Origin of the sequence: Persephonella marina EX-H1 (assembly GCF_000021565.1) — a bacterium.
GTDB lineage: Bacteria > Aquificota > Aquificia > Aquificales > Hydrogenothermaceae > Persephonella > Persephonella marina.
Window position 1 is genome coordinate 1,071,389 of the sequence record NC_012440.1, and the last position, 15,835, is coordinate 1,087,223.

Consider the following 15,835-nt stretch of genomic DNA (forward strand, 5'->3'; position numbering starts at 1 on the left):
AAGTGGACAACAGAGATAGAGATGACCTGATAGAAAAGACGATTGTTATATCACCGCAAAGGGTTATAGAGCTAAAGGATCTTCTTTTTGTTTGCGATAGAAATGAAAGCTGTGTTCTTTACTCTGAGGACAGGTATATAACGGACAGAGATATAGAAGAGATATACATATTAGACAGCTCAGGAAATAAATTTAAACTTATTGATCTTGTCAATGAACTTATAGAAAGGGAAGAAGATCTTTACAGCTATGACTTTTCTCTCGTTTCCGGAGATGAGAGCATACCTGTTTACCTCTCAGTATCAACAGTTCATCTCAAAGATGGGTATAAAGGTGCTGTTGTTACTGTAAGGGATATAACATCTTTGAGGAAAACTGAAGAGAAGCTTAACCTTTATGAAAAGATATTCCATGAAGCCCAGGATGGGATTGCCGTTATAGACAGTAAAGGAAGGTATGTTATACAGAATGTATCCCACAGGAATCTTACAGGATATTCTGATGAAGAGATAATAGGAAAAACTCCTGCGATCTCCATCGGTGAGAAAAAGTTAAAACAGATCATAAGGAAGGTGAATGAACAGGGAAAGTTCAGAGGGATAGTGGATCTGAAAAGAAAAGATGGGACAGTTTTAAATATTGATCTCTCCGTCTTTCCTGTAAAAGACAGGAAAGGGAAAACTATATACTACGTTGGTATAAAAAGGGATATAACAGAGATAATAAAAAGAGAAAAGGAGCTTGAGAATCTGAATAGAAAACTTGAAAAACAGCTTTTTACAGACTCATTAACATCGCTACCAAACAGACTTAAGCTGATTGAGGATATAAAGGGATCATCAGATCCAAAACTTGCCATATTCAATATCAACAGCTTCAAAGAGATAAATGATTTTTACGGTCAGGAGATAGGGGATGAGCTTCTAAAAAAGGTTGGCAGAAAGATAAACTCCTACGTTGATAAAGACAGGTACACAGTTTACAAACTTTCAGGTGATGAGTTTGCCATCCTTTCAGATAGAGATATTACTATGGATCAGTTCTCTAACACTATTCAGAGGATAATAGAAAACATCCATGAAGAGATATTTATATGCGGTGAGACAGAGATACATATATATATGACAGCAGGCTATGCCTCAGGGAAGGAAAGACTTATCAGCAGAGCAGATATGGCACTGAAATACGCAAAACAGCATAAAAAAAGTATTCAGCTTTACTCTAAAAACCTTGGTATAGAAAAGCAGTACATCCACAACATAACAGTTATGAAAAAGATAAAAGAGGCATTAAGAAAGAATATGGTTACCGTTCATTTCCAGCCTGTTTATAACAACAGAACAGGACTTGTTGAAAGTTACGAAACACTTGTAAGACTTAAAGATACCGATGGGTCTGAGATACTCCCTGAAACATTCTTTGATATCGCTAAAAAAAGTCCCGTCTATCCAGAGATAACAGCAAAAATAATTGAGACGATATTCAAAAAGATAAAGGATATCCCCCATAAATTCAGTTTAAATCTATCTGTGAGGGATATAGAGAACAGGGAGCTTACAGAAAGGATATTTGAGTTTCTGAAAAGTTATAGAAATGATATTATCTTTGAAATTCTTGAGTCTGAGAGTATAAGAAATTACAGAACTGTATCCCAGTTCATAAAAGAGGTTAAAAAACTTGGAGCCCAGATAGCCATAGATGATTTTGGAAGTGGATACTCAAATTTTGAGTTTATACTAAAGCTTGATGTTGATTATATAAAGTTAGACTCCTCACTTATAAAAGATATAGACAGAAATATAAACTCACAGATCATAGTTGAGACTATAGTTGGATTTGCAAAAAGATTGGGTAAGAAAACCGTTGCTGAGCATGTCCATTCTGAAGAGGTGTTTGAGGTTGTAAAAGAGCTTGATGTTGATTTCTCTCAGGGTTTTTACTTCGGAAAACCATCTCCTAACATTTTGATATGATCTCTCCAAGTTTTTCTAAAAATATTTTATTCTGATCCTCCCTTCCTATTGATACCCTCAGATAGTTATCAAAACCAAATGCAGGTCTCACAATAACACCTTTTTTCATAAGTTCCTTATAAACCCTTTCCCCATCATCAACTTTAAACATAACAAAATTACCATAAGAAGGGATAAAATGAACATCTAATCTCTCAAGTCCTTCATATATCTGGAGTTTACCCTTCTCATTCATCTCAACGGAAAATCTGACAAAATCCTGATCCTTAAGAGCCTCTAAAGCGGCTACCTGTGCAAGATGGTTTGTGTTAAAAGGCTGTCTTACCTTTTCTAAAACCTCTATAATCTCCCTGTTAGATATCCCATAACCTATTCTAAGACCTGCAAGCCCATAAACCTTTGAGAATGTTCTCAGAACAATTATATTTTTTTCAGGTATGTCAGGATTAATCCTTCTTATATAGTTTATCCCGTCAGGAACGCCGTGTTCCTTCGCATACTCAAAGTACGCCTCATCTAAAACAAGGAGTATATTATCAGGCAGATCCTTTAAAAAGCTTTCAAACTCCTCTTTTTTATTTGCAAAACCTGTAGGGTTACAGGGATTATCAATAAAAATAACCTTCGTTCTCTCTGTTATATAATCAAAAATCTTATTCAGATCCCTTGAAAGATCACACTCTAAAGGTATCTCTCTGAATATCCCACCTGATATTTCTGTAACAAGTTTATAAACAACAAAACTCCCTTCAAATGCTAAAGCCTCAGAACCATCAGAAAGAAATACCCTGCCTATCATATCTATTATCTCGTTTGATCCGTTACCGAATATGATCTGATCAGGTTCAACAGAATGGAAATCTGATAAAGCCTCTCTCAGATAGTAAGCCCCACCATCAGGGTAGAAATTTATATTTACAGCCTCCCTCTCAACAGCTCTTTTTACAGAAAGGGAACAACCAAAAGGATTCTCATTTGATGCTAACTTTATTACCTCTTTAAGACCAAGTTCCCTTTTTACCTCTTCTACAGGCTTTCCGGGTTTGTAAGTCTGGATATTCTTCAAAAAATCCGGATAATTTATCATCTCTTCCTCATAAAATCAGTATCAAAAACAATAACATCTATCATCTCCCCATCCTTTATCTCCTTAACACCAATATCAACAAGACCAAAACCATCTGCATAGAGCATACTTGTCAGTATGTTTGAGCCCTGCTTTTTGTATGCCCTCGCCACGAAACCTTCATCTGTAAGCTCAAGTGATACCTTTATGAACTCAAGCCTCTCGGCCTTTTTTCTTTTATATCCTCCTGAAAGTTTCGCTTTTACAACAGGATCAAATATATAGCTCTCACCTCTCATCTTCCTTACAGCAGGCTTAACCATAGTCTCAACTACAGTCATTGCAGCAACAGGATTACCAGGTATACCAAAGAACAGCTTCTCTTTTTTATCACCCCAGACACCAAAAGCAACAGGTTTTCCTGGCTTCTGTGCAACCTTCCAGAAAAGAATCTCAACACCTAAAACATCAGTCACAAAATCCTTAACAAGATCATACTCACCTACAGATATTCCACCTGTTGTGAGGAGAATATCACAGCTCTCAGCATAGGAGAGCTTTTCTTTAATATCCTCAGGATCATCCTTTGCAAAGCCAAGTATTACAGGTTTTGCACCCATACTTTTTATCTGTCCGTAAAGAGAGTATGTGTTTGATGTTCTTATCTGTGAAAGCTTTGTAACAGGCTCTCCAAGATCCAGTATCTCATCTCCGGTTGTAAGTATTCCAACAACAGGCTCTCTATAGACATAAACAGTAGGCTTATTAACGGAAGAAAGTATCCCAAGCTCAGCAGATCTTATCTTTTTACCTGACTTTATGAGAAGATCACCTTTCCTGTAGTCACCGCCCTGAGGTCTTATATTTGATCCTTCAGGTAACTCCTGGAATATAAAGACCTTATCATCCTCAACCTTTGTCAATTCCTTCTGAACAACAGTATCTGCACCTTCAGGTATAAGACCTCCTGTGTATATATATGCTGCTGTTCCTTTTTCAACCTTAACAAGCTCTCCACCTGCCTTTGATTCTGCAACGATCTTTAAAACAGCCGGGCTGTCCTCAGAGGCACCTTTTATATCCTCGTATCTTACCGCAAAACCGTCCATACCACTGTTGTCTGCAGGTGGGTTATCCCTGTCCGCATATATATCCTCAGCAAGAACCCTTCCCAGAGCATCAGGTAAGAACACCTTCTCCTTTTGAAGGATCTTTGTATTCTCAATGATAATATCCATAGCCTCATCAAATCTGATCATAGCATCACTCCTGAAACATCTCCTGTAATGGTTTTACACTTAATTCTTTATCTCTAAAAGATCTTATAGCCTCTAAGGAAGCGTAAGCTGCCCTGACTGTGGTGAAGTAAGGTATCTTATGCTCAACAGCCGCCCTTCTTATATAGTAAGCGTCAGATCTCTCCCTCTTCCCTGAAGGTGTATTTATTATCATCTTTATCTCACCATTTCTTATTCTATCAACGATATTAGGTCTTTCCTCTGATAGCTTATTTACAAGGAATGAATCAATACCATGCTCTTTAAGAAAGCTGTGTGTTCCTTTTGTTGCGAATATATTAAAACCGAGATCTATAAGACCTCTTGCAAGCTCCACGATCTGAGGTTTATCCCTGTCTGCAACAGATATAAAGATATTCCCTTCTGTAGGAAGAACAGAACCTGTAGCTGCCTGAGCTTTGTAATATGCAAGTCCAAAATCCTCATCTATCCCCATAACCTCACCTGTGGATTTCATCTCAGGTCCCAGTAAAGGATCAACCTCAGGAAATCTGTTCCAAGGGAAAACAACTTCTTTTATTGAGTACCTTTTAAACTCCTTAGGTTGAAAATCCGTAGCAGGGTGAGTCTCTTTTATATCAAAAACATCAGGAAGTATATCCTTAAGTTTTCTCCCTACAATAACCTTAGAAGCGATCTTTGCCAGAGGATAACCTATAGCTTTACTTACAAATGGGACAGTTCTTGAGGCCCTTGGATTCACCTCTATTATGTACACCTCATCATCCTTAACGGCGAACTGAACGTTCATAAGACCTTTAACATTGAGAGCCTTTGCCAGCATCCTTGTCTGTCTTTTCACCTCGTACATTATCTGATCTGAGAGGGTGTATGGAGGTATGCATGTTGCACTGTCACCGGAATGTATGCCTGCTTCCTCTATATGCTCCATAATAGCACCAACAAGGACATCATCACCATCGGAAACAGCATCAACATCAAGCTCGATAGCATCCTCAAGAAATCTATCTATAAGAAGGGGTTTGTCCTCAGTTACATACACAGCCTCTTCTATATAGTTAAGCAGTTCAGGTGTGTCATAAACAAGCCTCATAGCCCTTCCACCGAGTACATAGGAAGGTCTCACAAGGACAGGATATCCTATCTTCTCAGATATTATTATTGCCTCTTCCTTTGATCTTGCTATACCGCTTTCAGGCTGTTTAAGTCCCAGTTTTATAACAAGATTTCTGAACCTTTCCCTGTCTTCAGCTATATCTATACTATCTGGAGATGTTCCAAGTATGTTAACACCTGCATTCTGGAGAGGAACAGCGAGTTTTAAAGGTGTCTGACCTCCAAACTGAACTACAACACCGACAGGTTTTTCACTTTCTATTATATTTATAACATCCTCATAAACTATAGGTTCAAAGAAAAGCTTATCTGATGTGTCATAATCGGTTGAGACAGTTTCTGGGTTACAGTTTACCATAATTGCCTCATAACCCTCTTCTTTTAAGGCCCATACACAGTGAACACAGGCATAATCAAACTCTATCCCCTGTCCTATCCTGTTTGGACCACTACCAAGAATTATAATTTTCCCTTTTTTCACACTGAACCTCCTGATGTTGACTATACATATTTTAACTGTTAATTTATAAAAATAACAGATATACACCTCGGGGAGAAAACATTATGTCTGAAGATTCCTGTTTTACACCCTCTTTAACCCATTATGCTTCCATTGAGATAGAAACTGATCAGGGATCCTTACCTGTCTATTTCAGCTTTAAGGTAGATAGGGTAAAGGATAATCAGGTAGAGATAGGAAGAATCTCTCCTCCAGAGATTGAAGAACTACTTCTATCAAAAAAAAGTACAAAGCTTTTACTTAAGAAGAATAAAAAAGTACTAATATGTGAACTTAAAGAAATAAGAAGATCAAAAAGACTGCTGAAAGCTGAGTTCAGATACCATGGTCTGGACAAAAGAGCCTACTTCAGACTGAATATTCACAGGTCTTCTAAAAATAAGTTCGTGCTGAGTAGAAAAGCACAGCTAATATCTTCCAAAATCCACATTAAAGATATATCCCTTGATCCGCCATCATACCGTCTTATTACAGGTATAGGAATCGTCGTTCCTGATTACGTAGAGTTTGCTGTCAGCACAGGGGATATACTTACCGTGTCCGGACATAAGCTTAAAATTAAGTTTGAGGTCAGGTGGATAAGAGGAAACGAGATTGGTGGTAGGGTTCTATCAGCAGATAGAGACTCTTACAAAGTTCTATCTGCACTTTACCACGACACTGTGGACAACTTTTTAAAGAGATTCAGGTAGCTAACTTATAAATAGTCTTATACCTGCTATACCGTAAACTCCTGTTTTCAGAACATCAGGAATTCTGTCCTCGGTTATTCCTCCGAGAGCGTAAACCGGTATGTTAACGTTCTCAACAACCTTTTTCAGTTCTTCCAGACCTACAGGTTTTCCTTTTCCGGGAGTTTCAAAAATAGGTGAGAAAAAAATATAATCCGCTCCATCTTCTTCAGCCTTTAATGCTGACTCTAATGAATGACAGGACTTCCCAACTATAAGATCAGGAAACTTATGTTTAACAACATCTAAAGGAATACTATTTTCAGGAAGGTGAACACCAGCAGCACCTGTTAAAACAGCTATATCAACCCTTTCATTTACAGTAAAAAAGGCATCATATCCTTTTAATAGATCCTCCATGATCTTTGCATATCTGAAAAGTTCACTGGATGGAAGATCTTTCTCCCTGAGCTGGAAAAAACGGATCCCGGCATCAAGCATCCTTTTTATCTGGGTCTCAAAATCATACTTAAACTGCTTTCTGTCTGTTATAGCGTAGAACTTCTTCAGAATCTGGTGCATATCACCCCTTATCCAGATAAAGTATTATTCCAAATACAACAACAGCAAGAACTACCATACCTATTATGATAGCTGGAAACAAAGTTGAAGGATCCATTAACTGACCTCCTTTAAGTTTATATTATAGAATTATATAACTAATATTAACTGGAGGAAATTATGATACCTGAAGATATACTGCAGATATTAGCCTGTCCTGTATGTAAAAAGGATCTCATATATACGGAGAACTCTTTTGTATGTACAGAATGTAAACTTGAGTATCCTATTATAGACGATATTCCTGTTTTCCTTATAGAAGAGGCGAAAAAGTTAACCGATGAAGATATTAAAAAGATGATAGAAAAGGAAAGATGAAAGATTATATACTCACATTTATAAAAGCTTTTTTATCCATAACTGTTCTTTTCCTCCCAATATATCTGATCCAGACTTCAGGTGAGGAGTACAGTTACACGATAAAAAAGGTTAACCCCGATGAATTCCGTTTAGAGATAGGGAGAGAAGGCGGAACTTTAAAGAGGGCTCTTTCAGGAGATGCAAAGACATTCAATCCTGTTATGGCTCAGGAAACATCATCAACAGCTGTAATAGGAGTTCTTTTCAACGGCCTTACAAAAACAGACCTTAAGACCCTACTGCCTGAGCCTGATCTTGCAGAGAGATGGGAAAGGGATAAATCCGGAAAGGTGTGGAGATTCTACCTTAGAAAAGATGCAAGATGGTTTGACGGAAAGCCTGTAACTGCTGATGATGTTGTTTTCACGTACAACGAGATATACTACAATCCTGATATTCCTTCATCTGCAAAGGACATGCTCATAATTGAGGGGAAGAAATTCAAGGTTAGAAAGATAGATGATCACACTGTAGAGTTTGTTATACCAAAACCTTTCGCACCATTTCTTCAGGCTGTAGGACAGCCTATCCTGCCCAAACATATACTTAAAAAGTATGTGGATAATGGAACATTCACATCAACATGGGGGATTAACACACCTCCCGAAGAGCTTATAGGAACGGGTCCTTACAGACTTGTGGAGTACGTTGTTGGTCAGTATGCTGTTTATGAGAGAAATCCTTATTACTATGAAAAAGACAGTAAAGGTCAGAAAATACCTTATATTACTAAGGTAAAAGCCCAGATTATAGGTGATCCGGATGTAAGGCTTATTAAATTCCTTTCAGGAGAGATCGATTACTATGGTGTCAGACCTGCTGATCTTCCTGAAATTCTTCCAAAGGCAGAAGAGAAAGATTTTACAGTTTACAATCTTGGAGCAACTCCATCAACTCTGTTTGTCGTTTTTAACCAGAACCCAAAAGCTCCCATCCCTGAATACAAGCTTAAATGGTTTAAAAACAAACTTTTCAGACAGGCTATATCTTATGCAGTTGACAGACAGGGGATTATAAATATAGCTTACAACGGGCTTGCATACCCTATATACACTGCCGTAACTCCTGCAAACAGAAGGCTGTTTGATGAAAATTTCTACCCTAAATACCCTTTTAATCTAAAAAAAGCAAAAGAGATTCTACTTTCAATTGGTTTTAAAGAGGGAAAAGATGGTTACCTTTACGATCAGGAAGGTCACAAACTTGAGTTCACGCTAATCACGAACTCTGGAAATAAAGAGAGGGAGATTATAGGAAATATTCTGAAAGATGACCTTAGAAGAATAGGTATTGAGGTTAACTTTCAGGCTATAGATTTTAACAACCTTGTAACAAGACTTATGTCCAACTACGACTGGGAGGCCGTTATAATAGGTCTTACAGGAAGTATGGATCCTTACTTTGGTCAGAATGTCTGGCTCTCATCAGGACATCTACATATGTGGTATCCAAACCAGAAGAAACCAGCAACAGAATGGGAGGAGGAGATAGACAGACTCTTCAACAGGGCAGCTGTTGAGCTTGATCCTGAAAAGAGAGATAGACTGTACATGGAAGCCTTCAAAATAATAGGTGAACAACAGCCAATGATATTTATCGCCGCTCCTGAAGAGCTACTTGCAGTTAAGAACAAACTTAAAAATGTATTTCCTACAGTGTGGGGATGGTACAAAAGTGAGTATGTCTATATAGAGGAATGATCATATAACAACCTTGTTCTTACCTGTTCTTTTGGCCCTTAACATCTTTTTATCAGCCCTTTCTATAATATCATTAACAGTCTCATTAGGGTGAAGTGTTGCACCTTCAACCCCTACACTTACAGTAACCTTTATGGTATTTTTCCCACAGATAATATCTTTCTCCTCTATCTTCTTTCTCAGCTTTTCCATAACCTTAAAGGCATCCCTTTTTTCTGTAAAAGGCATAAAAATGAGAAACTCCTCCCCACCAAACCTGAATATCAGATCAGACTTTCTAAGACTTTTCTGTAGTATAGAGGAAACCTGTTTTATAACACAGTCTCCAACAAGATGTCCATAGCTATCGTTTATCTTTTTAAAATCATCTATATCAAGTAAGGCAATCGAGACAGGCCTGTTTGATATCTTTGATATCTGGTACTGATTGTTAAGTATAAACTCCATCGGTCTTCTGTTTAGAACACCTGTAAGAGGATCAACATTGGCATCTTCAACACTTCTAACAGCGATCTTTACTGTTAAAAGTGATAAAAACTGGGCTGAAAGTTTCTGAAGGTTTATATAATCAAACAGAAGATTTATAAAATTTCTCTCCTCAATGCTGTAATAAATATCAATAGCCGTTTTATGTATCTTCTCATGAATATCTTTAAGTATGTTAAATTTCTTTTTACTTATATTAAGTACAGTCTCATCCTCTAATAAACGAGAGAACTTACATTTGTTTACATCAAGCTCAACACTGCTTTCCTTTCTCAGCTTCTTAATATCCTCAATTATCTTGTTCAACCAAACAAGATGTTCCTTAACGTAAAATCTCAGTTCTTCTTCTGAGTACTTTACAGTCCTTAATTTTTCCCTGATTACAACCTTATCAATCTGGAGAAATGAAAAAAGATAACCGTAAGCAACAGAATTTCTCAAAATATGGTATATACCGTCAATCTTTTTTAAGGCATCCTCAGGATTAAAGTTCAGTTCCATAAATCTGGTTTTTATAAATCCGGATAAAACATACTCCATCTTTTCAAGGTTTGTAAGTGTAGCACTGAAAGGTATTGACATTGAGAAATGGATTTTCCCGAGTATAAATCCCTTTCTTTTAACATTGTTCAGATCCCCCTCTATCCCTGATAGAAAAGCCTCCATATGGATCTTTTTCAACTTTTCAACATCTGATCTGTCAAAGTATTTCTGCTGATAAGGATTTCTGAGGATTATTGAACATAGATAATCAAATCCCTCTGTAAAGATACTTTTTGCAAGTTTTATCTCTAAATTTTCACCCATTATTACAAAAAAGCTCCAAATAAATAACAGTTATTAGTTTCAAATACTTATTATGGGTTCTTATAAAATAATTTTCAATATCATTATTTACTTTTTTTTATCTTTTTCAGATCTGTTAATATTTTTGTTATTTTATCCACCATTTCCGGATCTACATAGTTCATAACCTCCCCCGCAAGCCTATCTTTCATGTTGTATATGATGTAAGCAGCCTTTACAGGATCTGTCATTTTAGATATCTTCTCTCCTGCCATCTCAGGATCCATCTTCTCAAAAACTTTTGCAAGTTTTTTATATCTGTCTTCCTCAGCTTTTTTCAAAATTTTCTTTATATTTTCCTCCCTTTTTATAAGGGCTTTCTCCCTTTCCTCAATCTGTTTCAGAATCTTCTTTTTTTCTTCAAGAAGTTTCCTTATCTCTTCCCTCAACTTTGAGAGTCTTTCTATCTCTTTCTGTATTTCTATCTTTTCAGCCTGTTGATTATCAACAGAATACGCCGTTAAGAAAAGAGAAAAACTAACGCCTGTTATTATAAGAAGTCTCAGCAATCTGTATCTCCTTCTTAAGTTCCTTCTTAAGAGCATCTCTGTTGATATTCTTAATATACTTCTCTACGCTTTTTTTCTCGGCATTTTTCAGTTTAATCTGAAGTTTAACAGCTTCCTTTTTCATCTCAAGTACTTTTATCTTTTCATCTATTGATAATATCTCCTTCTCAAGTTTTTTCAGGTACTCAATCTTATAATGAAGTGTGTTGACATCACTGAAACTCTCATTTTTTGTTCTTTCATACCGCTCATAGAGCATGTTTCTTCCAGAGATAAGATCAGCAAGCTCCCTATCAATCTGATCAATCTTTGTTCTGTAAACCCTGATATCAAACTTTAACTTCTTTTTAAAAAGCTCTAATATTTTCATTAAAAACCTTTTTACTTTCCAAGACCGAAAACATTGGAAAGTGTATTTATATAATTAAAGTATGCAGTTATCGTTATCGCCTCAACTAACTGTGTTACCGTATAACCAAGTGAAAGAATCCTGTCTATATCCTCCTTTGTCATCTTGTAGTTATCCTTCCTCGAGGCCCTTATACAGAACCTTAAAAGCTCCTTTTCTTCTTCTGTAGTATTGATATGATCAACACCCTTTAATGTTTCCTCAATCTGCTCCTCAGACATACCCAGCATCTTTGCTATATTCTTATGTACATCAACGCACATAGGACAGTTATTTTCTTTTGAGATTAAAAGGGCTATCCTTTCTTTTGTTGAGTACGGAAGTTCTGTCTCCTTTAAAAGGAGGGTCTTTACACAGTTATCCGTCATAAAGTATATATCCTTTCTGATAGCAAGCAGCTGGAATATCTCCCCTAACTTTCCTGTTTTTTTAAGTATCTCTTTTGCAAGCTCCTGAATTTCAGGATCCATCTCTTCAAGTTCAGGTAATTTGATGTAAGCCATTTTTTTACCTCCGTCAGATTTTAACTGTTAATAATTATAAGACTCAATTAATACTCAATCTACCCTGAAAAACAAATCAAACGCTGTTTGACAAAACTTTTTATAAAGTTTAGACTAATTTAAACTATCAAAATATGGAGGCCGCCAATGGGAGAGTACAAAAGACCAGTAGTATCAGTGGTCGGAGCCGGGAACGTTGGTGAACACGTCGCAAATCTAATAGCCATCAAAGAGATCGCAAATGTAAGAATGTTTGATCTTGCAAGACAGACAGAAGATAAAGTTTACGAAATAGTAAAAGGTAAAGCCCTTGATATAAAACAGATGGCGGCAGCTATTGGATGTGATGTTGAAGTCGAAGGATATACAGTAACAGCTGATGGTGAAGGTTACGAAGCTCTTGCAGGATCTGATATCGTTGTTGTTACGGCAGGTTTCCCGAGAAGACCAGGTATGAGCAGAGATGATCTCCTCTCAAAAAATGTAGGTATTATAAGAACGATATCAGAAAGGATAGCCCAGTTTGCACCTGAGGCTATAGTTATTGTTGTCTCAAACCCTGTTGATGTTCTGACTTATGCGGCGTTCAGACTTACCGGTTTCCCTGCAAACAGAGTTATGGGAATGGCAGGTGTTCTTGATACAGCAAGATTTAAAGCATTTTTATCAATGGAACTTAAGGTGTCAGTTAAAAATATAAACGCCTATGTTTTAGGAAGTCATGGTGATGACATGGTGCCTCTCCTGTCTGTTTCAAATGTAGGAGGAGAACCTTTAACAAAACTTATACCTGAAGAAAGATTAAAGGAGATAGTTGAAAGAACAAAGTTTGGTGGAGGCGAGATAGTCAGTCTGATGGGAACTTCCGCATACCATGCACCAGGCGCATCTGTTGTGGAGATGGTTGAGGCGATAATAAACGATAAAAAAGAGATACTTCCATGCTCGGTATACTTAGACGGCGATGTCGCAGAGTTTTATGATGCAGAAGATGTATGTATAGGTATTCCTGTTAAACTTGGAGCTCACGGTGTTGAGGAGATACTAAAACTTGACTTCACACCGGAAGAAAAAGATCTGTGGAAATCATCTGTAAACTCAGTAAAATCAGGAATTGAAAGAATAAAAGAACTTGGATTGATTTAAGAGGTAGGTAATGAGAGAGATACAGGCTTCTTTGATTACAGAGATAGTTAAAGATCTTGTAATGGACGCAGAGTACAATCTACCTGAGGATTTTATACATGCAATAGAAAAATCCGTTGACAAAGAAGAATCTCCTATAGGAAAAGAGATACTTAATGAGATACTGAAAAATGCCCAGGTCGCATCTAAAGAGAAGGTAGCTTACTGTCAGGATACAGGTTATCCTGTATTTTTTGTGGAGATAGGTCAGGATGTCCATATAGTAGGTGGAAGTATAAGAGATGCTATAAATGAGGGCGTAAGAAAAGCTACCAAGGAAGGTTATCTAAGAGCATCTTTAGCGTTTGATCCTGTTTTTGAGAGGAAAAATACAGGGGATAACACACCTGCACTTATATACTTTGATATCGTTCCGGGAGATAAGATAAGGATAAAGTTTGCAGCTAAAGGTGGAGGATCTGAAAATCAGAGTAAGCAGATCATGCTGAGACCTGCTGACGGCCTGGAAGGTGTTAAAAAGTTTGTTCTCAAATGTATTGCAAATGCAGGTCCAAACGCATGCCCACCATTTACAGTTGGTGTAGGTATAGGAGGAACGTTTGATTACTCAGCTGTTCTCGCAAAGAAAGCCCTTTTCAGACATATAGGTGAGAGACATCCTGACCCTAAAATAGCAGCTCTGGAAGAGGAACTTCTTGTTCTTGCAAACCAGCTCGGTGTGGGACCTTTAGGGTTTGGAGGAACAACAACAGCTGTTGATGTAAAGATAGAGATAGCTCCTGTTCATATAGCCTCTTTACCTGTTGCTGTAAACATACAGTGCCATGCCTCAAGACATAAAGAGATTGAGATATAAGGGGTAAGCTATGTCTGAGATAAAAAGGATAACAACACCACTAACAGAAGAGATAATAGAGAACCTGAGAGCAGGCGACAGGGTTTTAATCTCAGGATACGTCTATACTGCGAGAGATGCAGCACATAAAAGAATGTTAGAGGAGTACGAGAAAACAGGAAAGCTCCCATTTGATATAAGGGGGCAGATAATTTACTACGTTGGACCCACACCACCAAGACCTGGACAGGTTATAGGTTCAGCAGGTCCAACTACAGCCTACAGAATGGACAAATACACACCTAAACTTCTTGAACTGGGTTTAAAAGGAACAATAGGAAAAGGATGGAGAGGAGAGGAGGTTAAGGAAGCATTAAAGAGATTCAAGGCTGTTTACTTTGCAGCCTATGGAGGAACAGCGGCGCTTTTATCAAAACATATAAAAAGTGTTGAGATCATAGCCTATGAAGATTTAGGACCAGAGGCTATCAGAAAACTGTACTTTGAAAACTTCCCTGTTATTGTTGCAAATGATATCTACGGAGGAGATGTATTTGAGGAGGGACAGAAAAAGTTCAGAAAGTTAGTGATATAAAAAGAATAAGAAAATAAATAGGAGGCATTCAGATGAAAGTACATGAGCATCAGGCCAAAGAGATATTTGCAAGATACGGGCTTCCTGTTCCAAAAGGATATCCTGCATTCACAGTCGAGGAAGCAGTTGAAGCTGCCCAGCAGCTGGGAAAATTCCCTGTCGTTGTTAAAGCCCAGATTCATGCTGGTGGAAGAGGAAAAGCAGGCGGTGTAAAACTGGCAAACAACCTTGATGAGGTTCAGAAGTATGCAGCTGAACTTCTTGGAAAAACACTTGTCACTTTCCAGACAGGACCTGAAGGACTTCCAGTTAGCAGAATCTACATAGAAGAAGGAACAAACATTGATAAAGAGTTTTACGTAGCGATCACACTTGATAGAAGTAAATCAAAACTGATAATAATGGCATCCTCAGAAGGTGGAATGGAGATAGAAGAGGTTGCAGCGAAAAACCCAGAGGCGATTATCACAGAGGTTATAGATCCTTTCTTAGGCCTCAGACCGTACCAGGCAAGAGAGATAGCGTTAAAGCTTGGACTTCCTAAAAATCTCTTAAACAAAGCAGCAGGTCTATTTGTAAAACTCTACGAGCTTTACATGAAAGAAGATGCATCTATGGTTGAGATAAACCCTCTCGTTCTCACAAAAGAGGGAAATATCGTAATACTTGACGCAAAAGTTGATTTTGATGACAACGCTCTTTTCAGACATCCTGATATTATGGAGATGGAAGATCCTACTCAGGAATCTGAACTTGAGGTTAAGGCAAAACAGTACAACCTTAACTACATCAAGTTAGATGGAAATATAGCATGTATGGTTAACGGTGCAGGACTTGCTATGGCTACAATGGACACAATAAAGCTTGCAGGTGGTGAACCGGCAAACTTCCTTGATGTTGGAGGATCAGCCAATGCTGAACAGATAGCAAACGCATTCAAGATAATCCTTTCAGATCCCAATGTAAAAGCTATATTCATTAATATATTTGGTGGAATTCTCAGATGTGACAGACTTGCTGAAGGTATAATACAGGCATCAAAAGAGGTAAACCCTCATGTACCAATAATAGTTAGAATGGAAGGAACAAACGTTGAGCTTGGGAAGAAAATGCTTGCAGAATCAGGATTAGACCTTATTCCCGCAGACACAATGTGGGAAGGTGCAAAAAAAGCTGTTGAGCTTGCAAGCAAAGCATAATACAAAAAATAAGGAGGAAGA

16 protein-coding genes are annotated in these 15,835 nt (G+C 37.6%); 8 read left to right on the forward strand and 8 right to left on the reverse strand.

What is annotated here, in order from left to right:
• The first annotated feature begins 2 nt into the window (after positions 1 to 2).
• Entirely contained in the window at positions 3 to 1,973 is a 1,971-nt protein-coding gene (locus PERMA_RS10520; protein ID WP_012675705.1) for an EAL domain-containing protein, read from the forward strand.
• Here PERMA_RS10520 and hisC read toward each other — a convergent pair.
• Genes hisC through carB form a run of 3 tightly spaced genes read right to left on the reverse strand, consistent with a single transcriptional unit; the run spans position 1,957 to position 5,895 of the window.
• Entirely contained in the window at positions 1,957 to 3,060 is a 1,104-nt protein-coding gene (gene hisC / locus PERMA_RS05565; RefSeq protein ID WP_015898863.1) for a histidinol-phosphate transaminase, read from the reverse strand. The genes PERMA_RS10520 and hisC overlap by 17 nt on opposite strands.
• Positions 3,057 to 4,298, reverse strand: a complete 1,242-nt coding sequence (locus tag PERMA_RS05570; RefSeq protein ID WP_015899010.1) for a molybdopterin molybdotransferase MoeA — start codon at positions 4,296 to 4,298, stop codon at positions 3,057 to 3,059. Before PERMA_RS05570 ends, hisC begins: the two co-directional genes overlap by 4 nt.
• A gap of 4 nt (positions 4,299 to 4,302) precedes the next feature.
• Positions 4,303 to 5,895: a carbamoyl-phosphate synthase large subunit gene (gene carB / locus PERMA_RS05575; protein WP_012676003.1), complete on the reverse strand. Its 1,593-nt coding sequence runs from the start codon at positions 5,893 to 5,895 to the stop codon at positions 4,303 to 4,305.
• Between the two features lie 83 nt (positions 5,896 to 5,978).
• Between carB and PERMA_RS05580 the strand changes: the two genes are divergently transcribed.
• Positions 5,979 to 6,626 carry a hypothetical protein gene (locus PERMA_RS05580; RefSeq protein WP_012675366.1) on the forward strand — a complete coding sequence of 216 codons (648 nt, stop codon included), beginning with the start codon at positions 5,979 to 5,981 and terminating at the stop codon, positions 6,624 to 6,626.
• On the opposite strand, the gene PERMA_RS05585 is transcribed toward PERMA_RS05580, so the two are convergent.
• Entirely contained in the window at positions 6,627 to 7,187 is a 561-nt protein-coding gene (locus tag PERMA_RS05585; protein WP_012676484.1) for a thiamine phosphate synthase, read from the reverse strand.
• Between the two features lie 159 nt (positions 7,188 to 7,346).
• On the opposite strand from PERMA_RS05585, the gene PERMA_RS05590 reads away from it, so the two are divergent.
• The gene (locus tag PERMA_RS05590) at positions 7,347 to 7,544 is read left to right on the forward strand and encodes a Trm112 family protein (RefSeq protein WP_012675531.1); all 198 of its coding nucleotides are present in this window, start codon (positions 7,347 to 7,349) and stop codon (positions 7,542 to 7,544) included.
• Positions 7,541 to 9,286 (forward strand): ABC transporter substrate-binding protein, encoded by a 1,746-nt coding sequence (locus PERMA_RS05595; RefSeq protein WP_012676389.1) that lies wholly within the window; start codon positions 7,541 to 7,543, stop codon positions 9,284 to 9,286. Before PERMA_RS05590 ends, PERMA_RS05595 begins: the two co-directional genes overlap by 4 nt.
• Here the strand turns inward: PERMA_RS05595 and PERMA_RS05600 are convergent, their stop codons facing one another.
• The 4 genes from PERMA_RS05600 to PERMA_RS05615 all read right to left on the reverse strand — a co-directional run bounded on the left by PERMA_RS05600 (position 9,287) and on the right by PERMA_RS05615 (position 12,039).
• The gene (locus tag PERMA_RS05600) at positions 9,287 to 10,579 is read right to left on the reverse strand and encodes a sensor domain-containing diguanylate cyclase (RefSeq protein ID WP_012675987.1); all 1,293 of its coding nucleotides are present in this window, start codon (positions 10,577 to 10,579) and stop codon (positions 9,287 to 9,289) included.
• 83 nt (positions 10,580 to 10,662) lie between these two features.
• On the reverse strand, positions 10,663 to 11,127 hold the full coding sequence (locus tag PERMA_RS05605; RefSeq protein WP_012676833.1) for a MotE family protein: 465 nt from the start codon (positions 11,125 to 11,127) through the stop codon (positions 10,663 to 10,665).
• Positions 11,096 to 11,497, reverse strand: coding sequence for a hypothetical protein (locus PERMA_RS05610; protein WP_012675436.1), 402 nt, complete (start codon positions 11,495 to 11,497; stop codon positions 11,096 to 11,098). Before PERMA_RS05610 ends, PERMA_RS05605 begins: the two co-directional genes overlap by 32 nt.
• Before the next feature lie 11 nt (positions 11,498 to 11,508).
• Complete coding sequence (locus PERMA_RS05615) at positions 11,509 to 12,039, reverse strand: carboxymuconolactone decarboxylase family protein (protein WP_012676280.1); 531 nt, start codon at positions 12,037 to 12,039, stop codon at positions 11,509 to 11,511.
• A 147-nt stretch (positions 12,040 to 12,186) separates the two neighbouring features.
• Here PERMA_RS05615 and PERMA_RS05620 point away from each other — a divergent pair, with 147 nt between their 5' ends.
• From PERMA_RS05620 to sucC, 4 genes are read left to right on the forward strand one after another with little or no spacing between them, the layout of a single operon-like run.
• Positions 12,187 to 13,185 carry a malate dehydrogenase gene (locus tag PERMA_RS05620; protein WP_012675688.1) on the forward strand — a complete coding sequence of 333 codons (999 nt, stop codon included), beginning with the start codon at positions 12,187 to 12,189 and terminating at the stop codon, positions 13,183 to 13,185.
• Positions 13,186 to 13,195: 10 nt separating this feature from the next.
• On the forward strand, positions 13,196 to 14,041 hold the full coding sequence (locus PERMA_RS05625; protein WP_012676447.1) for a fumarate hydratase: 846 nt from the start codon (positions 13,196 to 13,198) through the stop codon (positions 14,039 to 14,041).
• 10 nt (positions 14,042 to 14,051) lie between these two features.
• Positions 14,052 to 14,615 (forward strand): Fe-S-containing hydro-lyase, encoded by a 564-nt coding sequence (locus PERMA_RS05630; protein WP_012676891.1) that lies wholly within the window; start codon positions 14,052 to 14,054, stop codon positions 14,613 to 14,615.
• Positions 14,616 to 14,647: 32 nt separating this feature from the next.
• Positions 14,648 to 15,814 carry an ADP-forming succinate--CoA ligase subunit beta gene (gene sucC / locus PERMA_RS05635; protein ID WP_012675856.1) on the forward strand — a complete coding sequence of 389 codons (1,167 nt, stop codon included), beginning with the start codon at positions 14,648 to 14,650 and terminating at the stop codon, positions 15,812 to 15,814.
• Positions 15,815 to 15,835 lie beyond the last annotated feature (21 nt).

Bases quoted from the DNA above. Each gene is read 5' to 3' on its own strand.
- hisC (WP_015898863.1), bottom strand. From the start codon at position 3,060: ATGATAAATTATCCGGATTTTTTGAAGAATATCCAGACTTACAAACCC.
- PERMA_RS05570 (WP_015899010.1), bottom strand. From the start codon at position 4,298: ATGATCAGATTTGATGAGGCTATGGATATTATCATTGAGAATACAAAG.
- PERMA_RS05580 (WP_012675366.1), top strand. From the start codon at position 5,979: ATGTCTGAAGATTCCTGTTTTACACCCTCTTTAACCCATTATGCTTCC.
- PERMA_RS05585 (WP_012676484.1), bottom strand. From the start codon at position 7,187: ATGCACCAGATTCTGAAGAAGTTCTACGCTATAACAGACAGAAAGCAG.
- PERMA_RS05590 (WP_012675531.1), top strand. From the start codon at position 7,347: ATGATACCTGAAGATATACTGCAGATATTAGCCTGTCCTGTATGTAAA.
- PERMA_RS05595 (WP_012676389.1), top strand. From the start codon at position 7,541: ATGAAAGATTATATACTCACATTTATAAAAGCTTTTTTATCCATAACT.
- PERMA_RS05600 (WP_012675987.1), bottom strand. From the start codon at position 10,579: ATGGGTGAAAATTTAGAGATAAAACTTGCAAAAAGTATCTTTACAGAG.
- PERMA_RS05610 (WP_012675436.1), bottom strand. From the start codon at position 11,497: ATGAAAATATTAGAGCTTTTTAAAAAGAAGTTAAAGTTTGATATCAGG.
- PERMA_RS05615 (WP_012676280.1), bottom strand. From the start codon at position 12,039: ATGGCTTACATCAAATTACCTGAACTTGAAGAGATGGATCCTGAAATT.
- PERMA_RS05620 (WP_012675688.1), top strand. From the start codon at position 12,187: ATGGGAGAGTACAAAAGACCAGTAGTATCAGTGGTCGGAGCCGGGAAC.
- PERMA_RS05625 (WP_012676447.1), top strand. From the start codon at position 13,196: ATGAGAGAGATACAGGCTTCTTTGATTACAGAGATAGTTAAAGATCTT.
- PERMA_RS05630 (WP_012676891.1), top strand. From the start codon at position 14,052: ATGTCTGAGATAAAAAGGATAACAACACCACTAACAGAAGAGATAATA.
- sucC (WP_012675856.1), top strand. From the start codon at position 14,648: ATGAAAGTACATGAGCATCAGGCCAAAGAGATATTTGCAAGATACGGG.